This window comes from Pseudomonas juntendi (assembly GCF_009932375.1).
Lineage (GTDB): Bacteria > Pseudomonadota > Gammaproteobacteria > Pseudomonadales > Pseudomonadaceae > Aquipseudomonas > Aquipseudomonas juntendi.
Map to the genome: position 1 here is coordinate 14,972 of NZ_BLJG01000001.1, position 14,125 is coordinate 29,096.

A 14,125-nucleotide genomic window follows, 5' to 3' on the forward strand; every position below is an offset into this window, starting at 1 on the left:
TTCAGGCCTGGAAGATCCAGCACTTGACGATGGGTTGTTTGGTGATCGTGTAATTGCTGCTCTTGGCCTGGTGGGAACGCACGGCACTGTCGACGGCCTTGTTGACCTCGATGAGCTTGTGGGAGCGGGAATCCTTGAGCCGATCGCGCAACTCGTTGATGTCGGCCAGCTTCTGGCGGTGCTCGGCCGCGCATTTGACGAAGTCGTTGAGGTTGATGGCGATCACGTGGTCTTTCTTGCTGTGGTTCACCACCGGACCATCGGCGTCGAGGCCCTGCAGGTACTCGTAGACCTCCCAGAATTCCGCTACTACCGGATGGTCCGAGCTGATCGAGGCCTGGCGCTCGATCGCCATCCGTACGAGCTGAGCGCGGGTGTGGCTCACCTGGTCATCGCTGAGTGGTAGCACCAGGCTCAGGCAGTCGAGCAGGGCCATCATTTGCGCGTGGTTGAAGATGATCCGCTCTACGCGGATGTAACCGCTGAGCTTGTTGCCGCAGTGGTGGCAGTGGTTTTCCTCGCCCTGGAACGGGGTCTGGCAGACGAAGCAGTGCGAGTGCAAGGCGCGGAGCTTGGCCTCGTACACCGGCAGGCGCTGGGCGAACAGCTCCAGGACCTCAGCCTCCTTGCGCACAGCTCGCAGCAGGAAGTTGCTCAGCAAGGCGCCGTCTAGGCTGTTCAGCCGATCGGCGGCTGCGCGGCTTTCGACCGTCACCTGTGGGCGCACGAAGTGCAGCTTCACGATCCGGGTCATGATTGCTTCGGACGCCACTACAGGCGCGTTTTGGCTGATCGCGATCGTCCCGCGAAACGGCGGTTCATAGGTTTCGTTGCCGGCGGTCTTTACGCCCTTGGTCGCCAGCGTGCCGCCGCCGAAGTAGTCCTTGAGTTCGTCCCACTCGAAGGTTTTCGCGTGACTCTTATCGTCGCCGCTGCGGTCGGATTCGAGCAGCACCACCGGCATGCCAGATACCTGGCCCATCAAGCGGCTGCGGCCCGCCTTGGTGGACTTGGCCGGGTCGAAGCCTTCGTACCCTTCGCGGCCGAACAGCTTCCACAGCAAGGTGAGCAGAGTTGTCTTGCCGGCGCCGGCCTCGCCGGTTGCCTCCAGGAACGGGAACGACTGGTACTTGTGCCGGATCTGCTCAGCAAAGAGTGAGCCGAACCAGAAGTTCAGGGCGACGATGCCCTGTGCGCCGAAGCAAGTCCACAGCAGGTCCAGCCATTCCGGGCTATAGCGTTTATCGTCGCGCTGCAGGGCCATTTTCACGCCCTTTTGCAAGCTCTTGAGCTTGAGCTTGCCCATCTCGAAGAACTCCTCCTCGTTGACGCCGACGATCTGGCCATCACGGACGGCCACATCATTGAACACATAACAGCCGTACTCGCGGCTGTAGCCGAGGTAGTCGATTGTCTGAACGGTTTTGATACCGAAAAGCTGGTCTTTCATGATCTTGTCCAACTGCTGTCCACTGCCGGTGAACACGGCTCCGGCACCCATGCCGAGAAGTCTTTTCTTGAATTCGCTCGCGGTGGCAACCTGGCTACCGGTGAAGGTGTTCTTCACAGCGGCGCCGTCGTGTGGGAAGTCGACGCGGAAGAAGTACCAGGACTCGTCAGTGATCTCGTTTCGCTGGTAATACAGGGCCTTGGGGTAGCAGTTCGCGATCTCGACCACACAGCCGGACATGCGCAGCGCCTTGGCGCGCCGAGCTTTGTCGTTAAGTTGCTGGTCTTCCTGGCTCTCGCTTGAGTCCAGGGCCTGCATGGCGCTGTTGAACTTGGAAATGTCGAGGCGCCACCAGTAGAGGCGGGAGTCGAAGCCAAAGTGGAATTCCTCGCGCTCTCGCCACTGGTACATCAGCAGCGCCTTTTCCACCGCGCTCTCCGCGATGAGTAGCGCCCCGTGGTGCTTCGCCTCGTCCAGCTCGTTCTTGATGCGCTCGGCCCGTGCCTCGTCGTCATCCATGAAGGCCCAGCGCTGGTGCAGATCGTTCCAGTCGACCTTGCGGGCATCTGGCTGGGGGATCTGGGCTGCCTCGCAAGTGAAGCCGAGGGCGCGGGCCTGCTTGACCCAGGCCTTGGTGTACTTATGCGCACCTGGTTCGTTGTCGAGCGCCCAGATCAGCTTGGGCGTCTTACCTTCACAGGTGGTGATCAGCGCCTTGAGTGATTCCTCTGGGTAGGCGTTGGAAGACAGCGCGGCCACGGCGGCGATGCCGTTATGCAGCAAGGCAATGGCGTCGAAGATGCCCTCAACGATCCACAGCTCCTTGACCTCCTGCAGGTCGAGGCATGGCGGGCACCACCAGTAGCCCTTGTAGCTCTGGCCAGGTTGGAAGCGCGCCTTCTTCTTGCCGAAGCGGGCCGGCTGGTCGATGAGGCGCTCCCAGTAGCCGCCGTGATCGAGCGGAAAGCGCACCGTTGCCGACCCGATGCCCAGGTCGCGATCGAAGTAGTTCTCTTGGGTGTACCAGCCGTGGATCAGGCCAGTATTGAAGCCCCGGGCAAATGACAAGTACGCCATGGCACTGGCCGCTGGAGCCTTGTCGGTTGCTGGGGCGCGCTTGCTCCAGTCGTCGAACAGGTCAGGGTAGATTTCCTTTACCGGCGCCATGTATCGACACTTTTCCTCGCGGCCGCACCTAATGAACCAGGGGTTGTCGTGACGCGAGAACAGCCGGCGTTGGTTGCACTGAGGGCAGGTGCCCTTTCGCATGTACTCGGTACCGGCCATATGCTGCAGGCCGTAGTCGCTCTCAAGGCGCTGCAGCACATCGGCGCGCAGCTGGTGTTCCATTGGCTGTCGAATCACCGCGCACGCTCCGTCGCTGCAGCATTCAACTGTGCTTCCAGGGCCTTGTGAGTGCGGCTGATGCCACGCAGGTGGGGCAGGTCCTCCAGCACTTTGCGGCCGCGTTTGCCGCTCGGGACGTTGCGGTACCGATCGGAGTACCAAACCTCCGACATGGCATGGGTGTACTGGCCGGCGAGCCACTGCAGGTATTGCTTAGCCTGCTGCTCGTCCAGGGTGAGTTGGATGGTGATGTTGCTCATTTCGGCCACCAGTAGGATGCAGTTTCCCCTTACCCACGCGGTACGGGGCATCGGGAAGGGGTTTATTCGGGGTGTTTCAGGCGTTGCAGTTGTAACGCATGCGGCGGGGTAGATAGCGTGCGGGCACCTGGTAGCGGTGCTGTGTAACCGTGTCCAACAAGATCAGGCTGGGCCTGAAGATCCCGCTGGATGCACACACGCCGATCATTTGCAGGCGCTTGGTGGTCTTGCTTTCGAATTCAGCGACGGCCAGCTCGGCAATCCGCTGCACCAGGTGCGCCGGCACTTCCAGTGAATGCGACAGGTATTGGCTGCAGCTCTGCAGGACCTGGTGATCGCCTGACAGATGCAGGCCTTCGCGGCGGAACAGGTAAGCCACTGCGGCTTGCTGCATAGCGGCCCGGTAGTCGGTTTCGTGGTTGGTGATCAGGGCAACGGCGTTCATGCGAGTGCTTCCTCCATGTCCAACTGGTCCAGCAGGTCGGGTTGATCATCAGTTGCAGCAGATTTCATGGCTTGGCGCCGGAGAGCGGCAGGTGCCACCGGCAGGCGAACAGAAGGGTTCGGCATGCCGCTTGGGCTCATCTCATGGGTCATTTCAAACTGGGCACGCACAGACCAGCCGCAGGCCTCGTTCACGCACTGCAGGTAGGCAATGCGTAAGAAAATATGGGTTCCCTCACTGGTGCGGATTCGCATCTTGCTGCTGCAATGCGGGCATACGAGCTTGTAGGCGCTGCTCACATCGACCCCCTGACATTCGCAGCACTGTAAAGCTGGATGGTTGCGGCCACCTCTGCGGTACGAGCCGCGAAGTAGCGTGTCAGTGCCTGGATGATGGCCAGCGCTTCGCAGGCTTCGATGACACCGTCCTCGATCGAGGCCGCGATAAGCTGGTCGATCTGTCCCAGCTTTGCGTCGGTTCTCAAAGAGCGCTTGAAGAGCTCGACGTTGTCCAGGTCCTCGGTTTTCGTCAGTGGCACGAACATGCCGCCGTACAGCCTGGCAATGAACTCCGGCAGATGTGTCGTTCTGGCGTCCTGCTCCAGTTGGTGGATCTGGTCGTAGCTCAATGGGCGGCTGCCGGCGTTCTCGTAAATGCGGTTATCGAACTGCTTCAGCTGGTAGCCGAGGCGTGCTGCCGCACACTCACGACCGCCTGGGTATGCGCACACAATGGCGCTTACTACCTGGCGCAGGCTTTCTAGAACGGGGGTCTTCATGTTCTGGTTTCTTCCTTGGGCCAGGGTGGCTAGTTTTCGGTGTCGCCGTCTTTGATGCCGAGCAGGACAGCTGCCCGGTGAGATTCGCCTCGAAGGCACTTCTTTTGCCCATTGAGGACGGCGTAGACGGTGGAGGGGGTGAGCCCATGCTGCTCGGCCCATTGCTTCGCTGAGATTCCTTGTCGCGCGATTCGAGCGCGTGCCTCTTGGCATGCTTGCTCGGTGGGGTAGCTGTTGGGCATAGTCTCGGTTCGTGTGATTTCGTGTGGTTTCGTGTGATGCTGTGGCGATTATTTCCCTCGTTTGAGGGAATGTCAATTGCCTATGGAGACATTTGTGGGAATTGGCGAACGCCTGAAAGAAGAACGAGAGCGGCTGGGTTTAAACCAGACGGACTTTGCCGCGCTCGCAGGGGCGTCGAAAAACACCCAGTACAACTACGAAAAGGGTGAGCGGAGCCCGGATGCCAACTACATGGCCGCAGCTGCAGTGCAGGGAGTGGATGTCCTGTACGTGATTACAGGCGTGAGAACGCCGCAAGCCTCCTCCAGCTTCACAGCAGAGGAGACGGAGTTTGTGGAGATCTTGAGATCTCTGGATGAGACCGACCGGGCTGTGATGAGTCGGACGGCCAGGGCCTTCGCAAAAGCCAGCGCTTTGAAGTGACATGCGGCTGGCGCTAGTCAGTCGAAATGGATTGCTGTTGCCGGCCATGGGGGCCGGTCGATTGTCGAGGACGATGTATGGATAACGTGGTTGGGGTCATGTGCCTCGCCGTTGGCGCGGGCACCTGGTGGTGGCTCGCGGGGCGTATGAAGAAACGCGGCAGTGGCTGGCTGACCAGGCAGGTTGCAGGCAGCTTCGCATGTTGCTTTATGGCGGTGGTCGTTGCCGGAATTGCAGTTTCAACGGGGATGGTGGAAAGCAAAGCACCAGAGCAATCAAAGGTTCAGGCCGTTACGGAGCAACATGCCACTCCCGACAAAGTTGAACTGAAAACTTTGGGAATGACGCCGGCTGCCTATGCGGAACGCATTAACCCGTTGCTGGAGAGGTATGAAAAGCCATACCGAGTTGATCCAACTGAAATTACCAAAGGCGAAGTCCAGGACATTCTGAAAACTAGCCTAGGTCCATACACATCACTTATTGCGGCTGTGTCGAAAGAGACTGGTGAACTGGTTGACGTGACCCTGATTGGCGCAGGTGATGGCAAGCCTATGTCAGGGATCGAAATCATGCTGATCGCCAGCGCGGCCCTCGCCGCAGCTGCGCCGGATGCGGATTATCGCGAAGTTTTCAAGAAGCTTCCGGACATGCTGAAAGGGAGCGATCAAACCTATGGACAGGTCAAGTTGAGCGTCAAGCCAACAGACATGATGGGCACCTGGTTTATGGCTGCCCCTATATAGTCCATCGGTGAAATTTTCGGTTTCTTCGACTTTCCATTTGTTTTTGTGCGGCATCTCCGATGCCGCATATGTCTTATGGAAATGGAGTACCTATGATGGAAAACCTTACCCAGTTGGAACGCCTCTTTATCGAACTTCTGCGCGACCTGGACGAGCAGGGAAAAGAAGATTTGATGAGGATGTTGGAGGTGCTCTCGCAGTCGGCTGAGTAACGGAGCAGTAGGGGAAGCCTGGCACTTTGCCGGGCTTCTTTTTGCTCAGTATTTCTTATCCTGAAGCTTCTTCCATTCCCGATCGGCTGCCTTCTGCGCAGCCTCCTTGCTGTCGTACACCCGCTTAATGCGCTTCGGCACCGTCGATTGTCCCGCCACCACTGACGTCTCCTTGCCCGTCGCTTTGTCTCTGTAGAACGCCACCACTCCGGTGTAGGTGCCATTCTTCGGCTCCTCGAACAAGGAATCGACGCTGTCCTCCGGCAGCTTGCTTTCCAGTTCCAGGCTGGTGGTGAAGCCGGCGTCGGCGGTGAGGCTGTGCTGCACATTGCCGCCGTACCAGACGATGGCGTCGATTTCATTCTTCACCCCCCGAAGGCTGTAGGTCAGCTCCGGGATCAGATCGGCCCGGCCCTTGGCCAGGTTGTAGCTTAGGGTCGCACTGCCGCGCTGCAGACGGTTCAGCTCCGATCGGGCAGCTCGCAGTGCCGAGTCGCGGTCGCTGAAGGTGTGCCGTAAGTCTTTCAGCTTGTCGCCACCGCCGGCAATCGCCTCCTGTTTCTTCGTGCTGCCCACGTCGTAGTAGTAGGCCTTCACCCCGTCATAGCTGTCGCGGTCGGCCTGCAGGAAACGGTGGCCGTCGCCGTCGCGCCGGGTCAGCGTGACATGGGGTAGGGCGGTGCCCTTGGCGGTCTTGCCGCCGCCGGCCGGCAGGCAAACCAGGCAGCCGGCTTTGACCGTGACCACTGCGTCGTGCAGCTCGCCCAGGCGGGTCAGCAGGTTGGCGTCGGATTCGTTGGCCTGGTCCAGGTGCTTTACGGCGCGCGCGGCAACGGCTTCGGCAATGCTGGTCTTGAGGTCGTTCGCGCCTGCGATATCGCTGAGCACCTGCCCAAGGGTGGTGCCGCTCCAACTGCGTTCGCGCTTGGTCTTTAAGCCTTTGCGCAGGTCCGCCGATCGAGCGCGGATGTTCAGCATGTCGGGTGACCCGCTGTGCTCAGTTTCATCAACGGTGTACGAGCCTTTGTACACCAGGCCTGTGTCGGTCCAGCCCAGCCACAGCTGCACCACGGCGCCCCTGGGCGGGATCTCCAGCAGGCCGTCATAGTCGGAGAGGCTCAGGCTCAACTGGTCCGCCTCGAGGCCGCGGTTGTCGGTCAGCTGCAGGCTGATCAGCCTTGGGCTGATCTCTCGTGCCATGTCCTTGCCAGCGACGGTCAGCCGGTACGCCGGTATCGACTGCCGCGCATCTCGGCGCATTTCTTCCCGGGCGTCCTGCATGTAGGCGGCTACCCGTAGCTCCTCATCCGTCAACCCGATCACAGCACGTCCCTCAGAATCGTCGAGTTCCGGTTTGCCGTGCCGGACATGAGGTCGATCCTGCCGGCGTCAATTCGCTTCAGAGAGAGGCTGAACTCGATGCGTCTGGGCATGCCGTCGGAGAAGAACAGGGTCTGCGTCTCGCTCAGGCTTTCGATCACATACAGGCCGCGCATCCGCCCTGTGCCGTCCACCATGGGCCAGCCGCGGCCAGTGTTGGCCATGCCGCGCAACTCATCCAGGCTGACTACATCGCCGGCCAGCTCGGGCAGGATCACGCCGGGCAGGGTGATCTGGTCCTCGCCCCGGCCTACGAACTGGCGTGCCGGCTGAGCGCCGACCCGATTGCTGCTGGCGAAGCGCCAATCGGTTTGGCGTTGCAGCTCCTGGTAGGCGAGAGTGTTCACACTGAAAACGAACATGCCCAGGGCGAGCATCATCTTGAGTTACTCCAGGTCAGAAAGGCGGCTGCGCTGGCGGGCAGACTTTTCGCGTTCACGGCGATCAAGCTCAGCGCGTACGGCCTGGGCGATGGCTTGTGGGTCCATGCCAGGGGTGGGATGAATGTTGATGTTGATGATGTCGTGGCTGTCGCTGACGCTTGGCGCCGCTGCAGCTACAGGTGGTCGCTTATCCAGGGTGATACCTGGTGCAACGTCAGCAGCGAGCGCTTTGCCACTGTTGAGCTGAGGCGCCAACGGCCTGATCTCAGGTCGCTGGACGTTGGTGAGCTGCCGGGTAATGTCCAGGATCTCGGCCGAGCCGGTCTGTAGCGGGCTCACGCCTGGAGGCACGGCGCGGGCCAGCTGCTTGCTCAGGCTCAGGATCTCGGCGGTACCGACCTTGGCGGTAGGAGCCTGCGGCGTTACGACGCTGACGTTCGGCGGGGCAACATTGGCCAGTTGCTTGCTGAGGCTCAAGATCTCGGCGGTACCGGACTTGGCCGTAGCGACTTGCGGCGGCATGACGTTGACCTTCGGCGGGGCAACATTGGCCAGTTGCTTGCTGAGGCTCAAGATCTCGGCGGTACCGGACTTGGCCGTAGCGACTTGCGGCGGCATGACGTTGACGTTCGGCGGTGCGACGTTGGCCAGCTGCTTGCTGAGGCTCAAGATCTCGGCGGTACCGGACTTGGCCGTAGCGACTTGCGGCGGCATGACGTTGACGCTCGGCGGTGCGAAGTTGGCCAGCTGCTTGCTGAGGCTCAAGATCTCGGCGGTACCGGACTTGGCAGTAGGAGCCTGCGGCGCCACCACCTTGACGTCCGGCGGTACCGAATTGGCCAGCTGCTGCCCTCGGCTCATTACTTCGCCTGCGACATTATGGCCGGCTCTGACCTCGGGCGCCGCTGTCCGCATATCCAACCGGCCGGACTTCGCCAGCTGTTTATTGAGGCTGACAATATCGGCATTGATCGGCTGATCAGCTCGCGAGAGCGAGGATGCAAGCGTGCCGTCGAGCTGGCCCGCCTGGCCAAGTTGCGCACTGAGGCTGCTGGAGCTGGTAGCGAGACCTCTTGCGGCTTGGACCTCTGGCGCGTTGGGGGTGATTTCGAACTGGCCAGCTTTGATCAGGTCTTGGCCCATTCTCGCGACGGCATCGAGCGGCGCCTTAGCGCCTGCATCGAGCCCCATTGCCAGGCCCTCAGTGGTGAATCCGCCCAGTTCCGCAAACACCCGCGATGGGCTGTGGATTCCCAGCTTTTCCTTGAACCAGCCGATGGTAGACTCGCCCAGGCTGCTGATGGTGTCCTTGACCAACCCGAGCCCGGCAGTCAGCCCGTTGACCAGGCCGCTGATGAGCATCCCGCCGAACTCGGTGAAGCGGGTGGGCATCTCCACGCCCAAGTAGTTCAGCACTGCGGAAAAAGCCTGGTAGATCAAGCCAATAGGGCTGAAGTTTGCCAATACGGTGAGGATGCCAGCCACACCACCGCTGAACCCGGCTTTGATCTCCGCCCAGGCGCTGGCGAAGTAGATCTTCACCTGGTCCCAGTTCTGATAGATCAGGTACGCAGCACCGGCGATGACGGCGACAGCCGCTGCGATGGCCAAGACCACCGGGTTGGCGGCCAGCGTCCACATAGCCCCCGCCACCAGCCGAATGGCGCTCATCAGTCCGCCTGATAGCACGCCTATGAGCTTGCCAACCACAGGCAGCATCGCGGCGCCTTTCAGTGCGAAGAGCGACATGCCGTACTGAGCCAGCGCGAATGGACCGAGGACGCTGGCCAGAGCCACGGTCAGCGCGCCCATGCCGGCGACCAGTACCGCGACAATTGCAGCGCCTTTGGCGATGCCGGCGGCCAGCTCAGGGTTGGCATCAATCCAGGTCTTCGCTGCGCCGACGATCTCCTTCACCGTCTGTACCAGCTCGCGCAGCGGCCCCCGCTCGCCGTCCATCAGCGAGCCGATCAGCGCACTCCAGGTACCGGTGAGTTTGTCCAGGTCGCCGCCCAGGTTGTCGCGGAAGGTATTACCCATCTTCTCGGCGGCCCCGCTGATGTCGCCCAGGCTGGCAGTACCGCCGGCCAGGGCTTTCAGGAAGTCGGGGATCTGGTCGACGGCAAGGTCTTCCACTGGAGTACCGAACAGCGCAATGGCTGCGTTTGCCCGCTCGGCTGGGTTCTTGATGCGGAGCAGGGCGTTTGCGGTCTTGGTCAGCGCCTGGCGGGCGTCCGTGCCTCCCTTGGCGATGGCCGAGGACATTTTCTGGGCGTTGAGCCCGATCGAGGCGTAGGCCTCCTTGCTTGACTTGGACATGTCCGAGCCGCGGATGGAGAATTCCTTGATGGCGTCACCGGTTTTGTCCAGGGCGAACTTGCCTTGCTTGGCCATGTTGACCAGCAGGCCCATGGCCTCCTCACCGCTGAAGCCCATACCGCGGAAGTGCGTCGAGTACTCGTGCAGGATTTCGGGGATCTCGCCGCGCATCTGCGTCGATACCTTCTGCAGGCCGGCCGCGACCAGGTCGAAAGCTTCTTCGCTGCTGCCGGCCAGGCCGTTCTTCATCAGGATGCCGACCATCTGGATGCTCTCGGCCACATCGATGCCCATGATCTGCGAGAGATCGAGTGCGCGCCGGGCTGCAACGTCCAGCTCCTTGTCGCCAACTTTACCCAAGGCACCCAGCGTGCTCTTCGCCGCAGCCACTGCCTCGCCGATCTGCGCCACATCGGTGCTTTGGCCGTCCGTGCGGATGTTGCGGACGATCGTCGAGTACTGCTCTGCTCGAGCAGGAGATTCGCCGGACTGGGCGGCAATCATCGATCCCTGATGTGCCACCTCCAGCTGCGGTGCCAGTAGGGCCGCTCCCGCCATGCCGGCGCCGATGCCGCCTGCGATGCCTGCAGCCCCTGCGCCGGCCATCTTGCCCGCCCGGTCCTGGGTTTTCTCCAGGCGTGCCTTAGCCTGCGCCGCCTTGCGCTGGGTGGCCGCCAGCTGCTTCAGCCTGGTCTCTTGCTGTTCGATCGTATGATTGGTCTGCGCCATCTCCTGGCGCAGGGCGGCGTTGTGCTGGTTGAGCTTGCGGGTGTCGATGCCGGCGTCACTGAGCCGCCGCTGCAGGCCCCGCAGCGCATCCTGCTCGTCCTTGGTCTGCTGTTTGAGGGCATTGGTTGCCCTGATGGCGGCCTGAAACTCGGCTGTCATCTGCTTGGTGGGCGCGTCCACCTGTGACATGGCGCGCCCCATGTCTTTCACCTTGGCCCTGGCTTCTTCCAGGGCTTTGGCGGTTTCACGTGCCTGGGCGTGCTGCTGCCGCCAGGCGCTGACGTCCTTCTGCTGCGCGCTCAGCTCCTTGAGGCGCTCGCGGGTTTGCTTCAGTGCGCGGGCAGTGTCCTGCCCGCTCTGGTTGATCTGGCGCAGCGGAGCGGTGGCTTTGTCCACGGTGTCCAGAAGTACCTTGAGCCGTAGATCATTTGCCGCCATCGCCACTACTCCTTACACGCGCACGCTCGCGCCAGTCCATCAGGTCCCGGACGCCAAGCCGGTCCATGTCGGCCGGCGCCCAGTGGAAAACCACGGCCAGGTCGGCCATGGCGTCGTCTACGCAGCCAGGGAGGCGTCCGTCATCGTCCGCTTCTGCAGCAAAAAACCGGTGACCTTCACGCCCAGGGCGACCAGGTCGGCTGGATCCAGGGCACGTACCTCGGCCTCGGTGAGCGGGGTGATGCGCGGCAGCAGCTTGATCAGGGCGCCAACGTCCATCTGCAGCAGGTCAGCGAGCTGGATGCCGCGCAGCTCGCCGGAGGATGGCTTGCGCAGCTCGACTTCGGTGATTTCCTGCTCGCCGCGTTTAACCGGGGTGTCCAGCTCGACGGTGTTCTCTTTTTTCTCGGTGTTCATGGGTGTTCCCTGTAGGTGATGGGGTTAGAGGCCGATTGCGCGGCGCTGGGCTGCCAGCATGTCCACGCCATTGACGTTTTCGATGAAGTTGAGGAGATCGATCTCCACCAGGACTACACCGTCCATGGTCAGCTTGTAGTAGCTGCAGGTGGTGGTGATGGTGTGCTCGGTGTCCTCCCCGGGGGTGGCTTCGCCCATGTCGATGGTTTCGTGGCGGCCGCGGATGACCACCTCAACCGCGCTGACCTGGCTGGAGTCATCGCGCTGGTACGAGCCGGCGAAGCGGATCATCAGTCCCGACGCGCTGGTGTTACCGAATTGCTTGATGACCTGGTCATCGATGCCGCCGATTTTCCACTCGGCCTGCAGGCCGTCGTCGGAGAAGCCCAGGTCGGCTTTGACTGGGCCGTTCATGCCGCCACCGCGGTAGGACTCCATCTTCCGGGCCAGCACCGGCAGGGTCATGGACTTGGTGATACCCATGTAGCTGGTACCGTCGTGGAAGGTGTTCATGTTCTTGAGCTTGCGTGGCAGTGCCATGGTTGAGGCCTCCGTCAGCTATTGATGCGGGTGGCGAAGTCCGCCAGGTATCGGTCGGTGATGCGCTGGCGGAAGTTCAGGTCTTCCAGCGGTGGTACCGGGGTGTAGTCGTAATCGATGAAGAGCTTGCCGGTGCTGAGGGTGGCTTCGGTGTTCGCCTCCTCGTCGTACCAGGCCTCGCCGCCGATCAGGTAGCCGCCGGACACCAGCTCGCGGAACTTGGCGTTGATGCCCTCGATGAGGTCGCGGATCAGCGATGGATGCATCGGCTTGTCCATGGCCCACATATGGGCTTCTGCCATGGTGTCGGCCAGCACCTGTGCGGTGCGGGTGTAGTTCTCGAAGGCGAACAGCGGATCCTCGGTGCAGGTCCGGCTACCCCAGAAGCGGTAGCCGTCGGCGTTGATGAGGGTGGTGACCTCGTTACTGTTCAGGTAGTTGGCATCGGTCGCCGGGTTCTGCAGATCCCAGAACACATCGGCGCTGATCCCGGTCACGCCGTTGACTGGGATGTTGGAAATGGTCTTATGCCACCCGGTTTCCTGGTCGATCTTGGCGCGCAGGCCAAGAGCGCGAGCCACTGCCGGCGCAACGGCCGTAGCGTCGGATTCGGTGTTCCAATACTCGAAATCTGGCCAGATGACCATTACCTCGCGGGCGCCGAAGTTCTCGCGGTAGGCGACGGCTTCCTCTTTGGTCTTGCAGCCTGCGGCGCTGACGTACGCGAAGGCACGCAGCTGCTGGGCGACCGCCACCAGTGCGGTGGCCACCTCCAGCGAGTCCAGACCAGGAACGCCCAGGATGCGTGGCGTGACCTTGAGGCGGGTCTTGGCAGCCAGCAAGGCCTTCATGCCGGTGTATTTGCCGTTCTCGGTGGTGGTGCCGATGATGTTGCTGGTGGTCTCGGCATCAGTGGCGCCGGTCTTCACGCGCACCACTACGGTGAGCGGCTGGGTCTGATCGGCGATCGCTTGAAGGCTGGCTGCCAGGGTACCGGTCTTGCCTGCTTTTCCGATGGCGCTTTGCACGCGAGTGATCAGGACAGGGGTATCGAGCGGGAATGCGACGGGATCAGCGTCGTCTGCGGTGCAGACCATGCCGACGATCGCGGTGGAGACGGTGCGGATTGGGCGGGTGCCCTCGTTGATTTCTACGACGCGCACGCCGTGATGGTATTCGTCGGCCATGATGAGTGCCTGTGCAGGTGGATGACGCTACACAGGCTGCCGCGCGCGCGGGGCTTGATCGAGTTACCGGGCTTGTCGGGACGGCCTTTACAAGCCGCCCGTCTCAGTCATGCGCCTTGCTGTGACTCCAACCAAGCCGCAAGGGCTGCGTCGTTGGGGCTGGCTGGCCAGTCGTTCTCAGCTGGGGCCGTGTTAGTAACATCCAGGCGCCCCAGCTCAATGCGGTAGACCTTCCACGCTTTCAACGCTTCGGTTTCGGCCTGGCTGGCCATCTCCAGATCGACAGCGTCCTGCAGGATGCTTATGCGCCCGGTGGCGTACTGGTTGGCCAGCTGTTGCTTGCGGTAGGCCTCCCGGCGCGCCGCCTCAGCAATGGCCGCCTCGTCCGGCACCCACTTGTCATCCTCCCAGGTGTCGAATGGCGTTTCGGGCGCCTGCAGGGTGTAGCCCTCGGGCAGGTCGCCCAGGGCCTGCCACTGGCGGGGCTCGCCCGTGTCGGTGCTGTACACCGTTGCACCGCGATGGTCGGCCACCTGCACCCACCCGTCAGCCTCACGATTCAGCAAGGCAGCAAAGCCAGGCTCTACTGCAGGCGCCTCAATCAGGTAACTGTGCCCCGGTAATGCCCATACGCCAGGCTCTAGCGGGCTCGGGGTAGCTTCCCCGATGCCCAGATACTCGCCGGTGCCGCGATGCACGCAACACACCTTCGGCGCGTCGACGCCAGGCAACTGCCACCAGGGCAGTTCGGGCAGTTCAATGAACTCCTGCAACTCTGTCAGCTCCTGCAGGTCTTGCAGCTCGGTGACGTCTTCGCTCATAAATCCC

General features: G+C 61.8%; 16 protein-coding genes. 2 read left to right on the forward strand and 14 right to left on the reverse strand.

Annotation, left to right across the window (positions count from 1 at the left end):
* Position 1: 1 nt before the first annotated feature.
* From GYA94_RS00070 to GYA94_RS00095, 6 genes are all read right to left on the reverse strand, one after another.
* Positions 2–2,800: a toprim domain-containing protein gene (locus GYA94_RS00070; protein ID WP_174824165.1), complete on the reverse strand. Its 2,799-nt coding sequence runs from the start codon at positions 2,798–2,800 to the stop codon at positions 2–4.
* A gap of 11 nt (positions 2,801–2,811) precedes the next feature.
* Complete coding sequence (locus GYA94_RS00075) at positions 2,812–3,057, reverse strand: hypothetical protein (protein ID WP_054888407.1); 246 nt, start codon at positions 3,055–3,057, stop codon at positions 2,812–2,814.
* A 76-nt stretch (positions 3,058–3,133) separates the two neighbouring features.
* Positions 3,134–3,502: a hypothetical protein gene (locus GYA94_RS00080; RefSeq protein ID WP_161891563.1), complete on the reverse strand. Its 369-nt coding sequence runs from the start codon at positions 3,500–3,502 to the stop codon at positions 3,134–3,136.
* On the reverse strand, positions 3,499–3,801 hold the full coding sequence (locus GYA94_RS00085) for an Ogr/Delta-like zinc finger protein (protein ID WP_161891564.1): 303 nt from the start codon (positions 3,799–3,801) through the stop codon (positions 3,499–3,501). Before GYA94_RS00085 ends, GYA94_RS00080 begins: the two co-directional genes overlap by 4 nt.
* A complete protein-coding gene (locus tag GYA94_RS00090) occupies positions 3,798–4,280 on the reverse strand; it encodes a YmfL family putative regulatory protein (protein WP_161891565.1) in 483 nt (160 codons plus the stop codon). Before GYA94_RS00090 ends, GYA94_RS00085 begins: the two co-directional genes overlap by 4 nt.
* A gap of 29 nt (positions 4,281–4,309) precedes the next feature.
* Positions 4,310–4,522 carry a DNA-binding protein gene (locus tag GYA94_RS00095; protein WP_161891566.1) on the reverse strand — a complete coding sequence of 71 codons (213 nt, stop codon included), beginning with the start codon at positions 4,520–4,522 and terminating at the stop codon, positions 4,310–4,312.
* Between the two features lie 82 nt (positions 4,523–4,604).
* On the opposite strand from GYA94_RS00095, the gene GYA94_RS00100 reads away from it, so the two are divergent.
* Together GYA94_RS00100 and GYA94_RS00105 are read left to right on the forward strand one after the other, a co-directional pair.
* Positions 4,605–4,946: a helix-turn-helix domain-containing protein gene (locus GYA94_RS00100; RefSeq protein WP_161891567.1), complete on the forward strand. Its 342-nt coding sequence runs from the start codon at positions 4,605–4,607 to the stop codon at positions 4,944–4,946.
* 77 nt (positions 4,947–5,023) lie between these two features.
* Positions 5,024–5,692, forward strand: coding sequence for a hypothetical protein (locus tag GYA94_RS00105; RefSeq protein WP_161891568.1), 669 nt, complete (start codon positions 5,024–5,026; stop codon positions 5,690–5,692).
* A gap of 257 nt (positions 5,693–5,949) precedes the next feature.
* Here the strand turns inward: GYA94_RS00105 and GYA94_RS00110 are convergent, their stop codons facing one another.
* The 8 genes from GYA94_RS00110 to GYA94_RS00145 all read right to left on the reverse strand — a co-directional run bounded on the left by GYA94_RS00110 (position 5,950) and on the right by GYA94_RS00145 (position 14,118).
* On the reverse strand, positions 5,950–7,185 hold the full coding sequence (locus GYA94_RS00110; RefSeq protein WP_438826223.1) for a phage late control D family protein: 1,236 nt from the start codon (positions 7,183–7,185) through the stop codon (positions 5,950–5,952).
* Positions 7,186–7,223: 38 nt separating this feature from the next.
* Positions 7,224–7,664 (reverse strand): phage tail protein, encoded by a 441-nt coding sequence (locus tag GYA94_RS00115; protein ID WP_161891569.1) that lies wholly within the window; start codon positions 7,662–7,664, stop codon positions 7,224–7,226.
* 6 nt (positions 7,665–7,670) lie between these two features.
* Entirely contained in the window at positions 7,671–11,153 is a 3,483-nt protein-coding gene (locus GYA94_RS00120) for a phage tail tape measure protein (RefSeq protein ID WP_161891570.1), read from the reverse strand.
* Positions 11,140–11,262 (reverse strand): GpE family phage tail protein, encoded by a 123-nt coding sequence (locus GYA94_RS00125; RefSeq protein ID WP_161891571.1) that lies wholly within the window; start codon positions 11,260–11,262, stop codon positions 11,140–11,142. Before GYA94_RS00125 ends, GYA94_RS00120 begins: the two co-directional genes overlap by 14 nt.
* A gap of 8 nt (positions 11,263–11,270) precedes the next feature.
* Positions 11,271–11,570, reverse strand: a complete 300-nt coding sequence (locus GYA94_RS00130) for a phage tail assembly protein (protein WP_161891572.1) — start codon at positions 11,568–11,570, stop codon at positions 11,271–11,273.
* Positions 11,571–11,594: 24 nt separating this feature from the next.
* Positions 11,595–12,110, reverse strand: a complete 516-nt coding sequence (locus GYA94_RS00135; RefSeq protein ID WP_161891573.1) for a phage major tail tube protein — start codon at positions 12,108–12,110, stop codon at positions 11,595–11,597.
* A gap of 14 nt (positions 12,111–12,124) precedes the next feature.
* The gene (locus GYA94_RS00140; RefSeq protein ID WP_161891574.1) at positions 12,125–13,297 is read right to left on the reverse strand and encodes a phage tail sheath protein; all 1,173 of its coding nucleotides are present in this window, start codon (positions 13,295–13,297) and stop codon (positions 12,125–12,127) included.
* A 107-nt stretch (positions 13,298–13,404) separates the two neighbouring features.
* Positions 13,405–14,118: a tail fiber assembly protein gene (locus GYA94_RS00145; protein WP_161891575.1), complete on the reverse strand. Its 714-nt coding sequence runs from the start codon at positions 14,116–14,118 to the stop codon at positions 13,405–13,407.
* Positions 14,119–14,125: the final 7 nt, after the last annotated feature.

Excerpts from the sequence above, each read along its gene's own strand:
- GYA94_RS00070 (WP_174824165.1), bottom strand. The coding sequence starts at position 2,800 with ATGGAACACCAGCTGCGCGCCGATGTGCTGCAGCGCCTTGAGAGCGAC.
- GYA94_RS00075 (WP_054888407.1), bottom strand. The coding sequence starts at position 3,057 with ATGAGCAACATCACCATCCAACTCACCCTGGACGAGCAGCAGGCTAAG.
- GYA94_RS00080 (WP_161891563.1), bottom strand. The coding sequence starts at position 3,502 with ATGAACGCCGTTGCCCTGATCACCAACCACGAAACCGACTACCGGGCC.
- GYA94_RS00090 (WP_161891565.1), bottom strand. The coding sequence starts at position 4,280 with ATGAAGACCCCCGTTCTAGAAAGCCTGCGCCAGGTAGTAAGCGCCATT.
- GYA94_RS00095 (WP_161891566.1), bottom strand. The coding sequence starts at position 4,522 with ATGCCCAACAGCTACCCCACCGAGCAAGCATGCCAAGAGGCACGCGCT.
- GYA94_RS00100 (WP_161891567.1), top strand. The coding sequence starts at position 4,605 with ATGGAGACATTTGTGGGAATTGGCGAACGCCTGAAAGAAGAACGAGAG.
- GYA94_RS00105 (WP_161891568.1), top strand. The coding sequence starts at position 5,024 with ATGGATAACGTGGTTGGGGTCATGTGCCTCGCCGTTGGCGCGGGCACC.
- GYA94_RS00110 (WP_438826223.1), bottom strand. The coding sequence starts at position 7,185 with ATGCAGGACGCCCGGGAAGAAATGCGCCGAGATGCGCGGCAGTCGATA.
- GYA94_RS00115 (WP_161891569.1), bottom strand. The coding sequence starts at position 7,664 with ATGATGCTCGCCCTGGGCATGTTCGTTTTCAGTGTGAACACTCTCGCC.
- GYA94_RS00120 (WP_161891570.1), bottom strand. The coding sequence starts at position 11,153 with ATGGCGGCAAATGATCTACGGCTCAAGGTACTTCTGGACACCGTGGAC.
- GYA94_RS00125 (WP_161891571.1), bottom strand. The coding sequence starts at position 11,262 with ATGGCCGACCTGGCCGTGGTTTTCCACTGGGCGCCGGCCGACATGGAC.
- GYA94_RS00130 (WP_161891572.1), bottom strand. The coding sequence starts at position 11,570 with ATGAACACCGAGAAAAAAGAGAACACCGTCGAGCTGGACACCCCGGTT.
- GYA94_RS00135 (WP_161891573.1), bottom strand. The coding sequence starts at position 12,110 with ATGGCACTGCCACGCAAGCTCAAGAACATGAACACCTTCCACGACGGT.
- GYA94_RS00140 (WP_161891574.1), bottom strand. The coding sequence starts at position 13,297 with ATGGCCGACGAATACCATCACGGCGTGCGCGTCGTAGAAATCAACGAG.
- GYA94_RS00145 (WP_161891575.1), bottom strand. The coding sequence starts at position 14,118 with ATGAGCGAAGACGTCACCGAGCTGCAAGACCTGCAGGAGCTGACAGAG.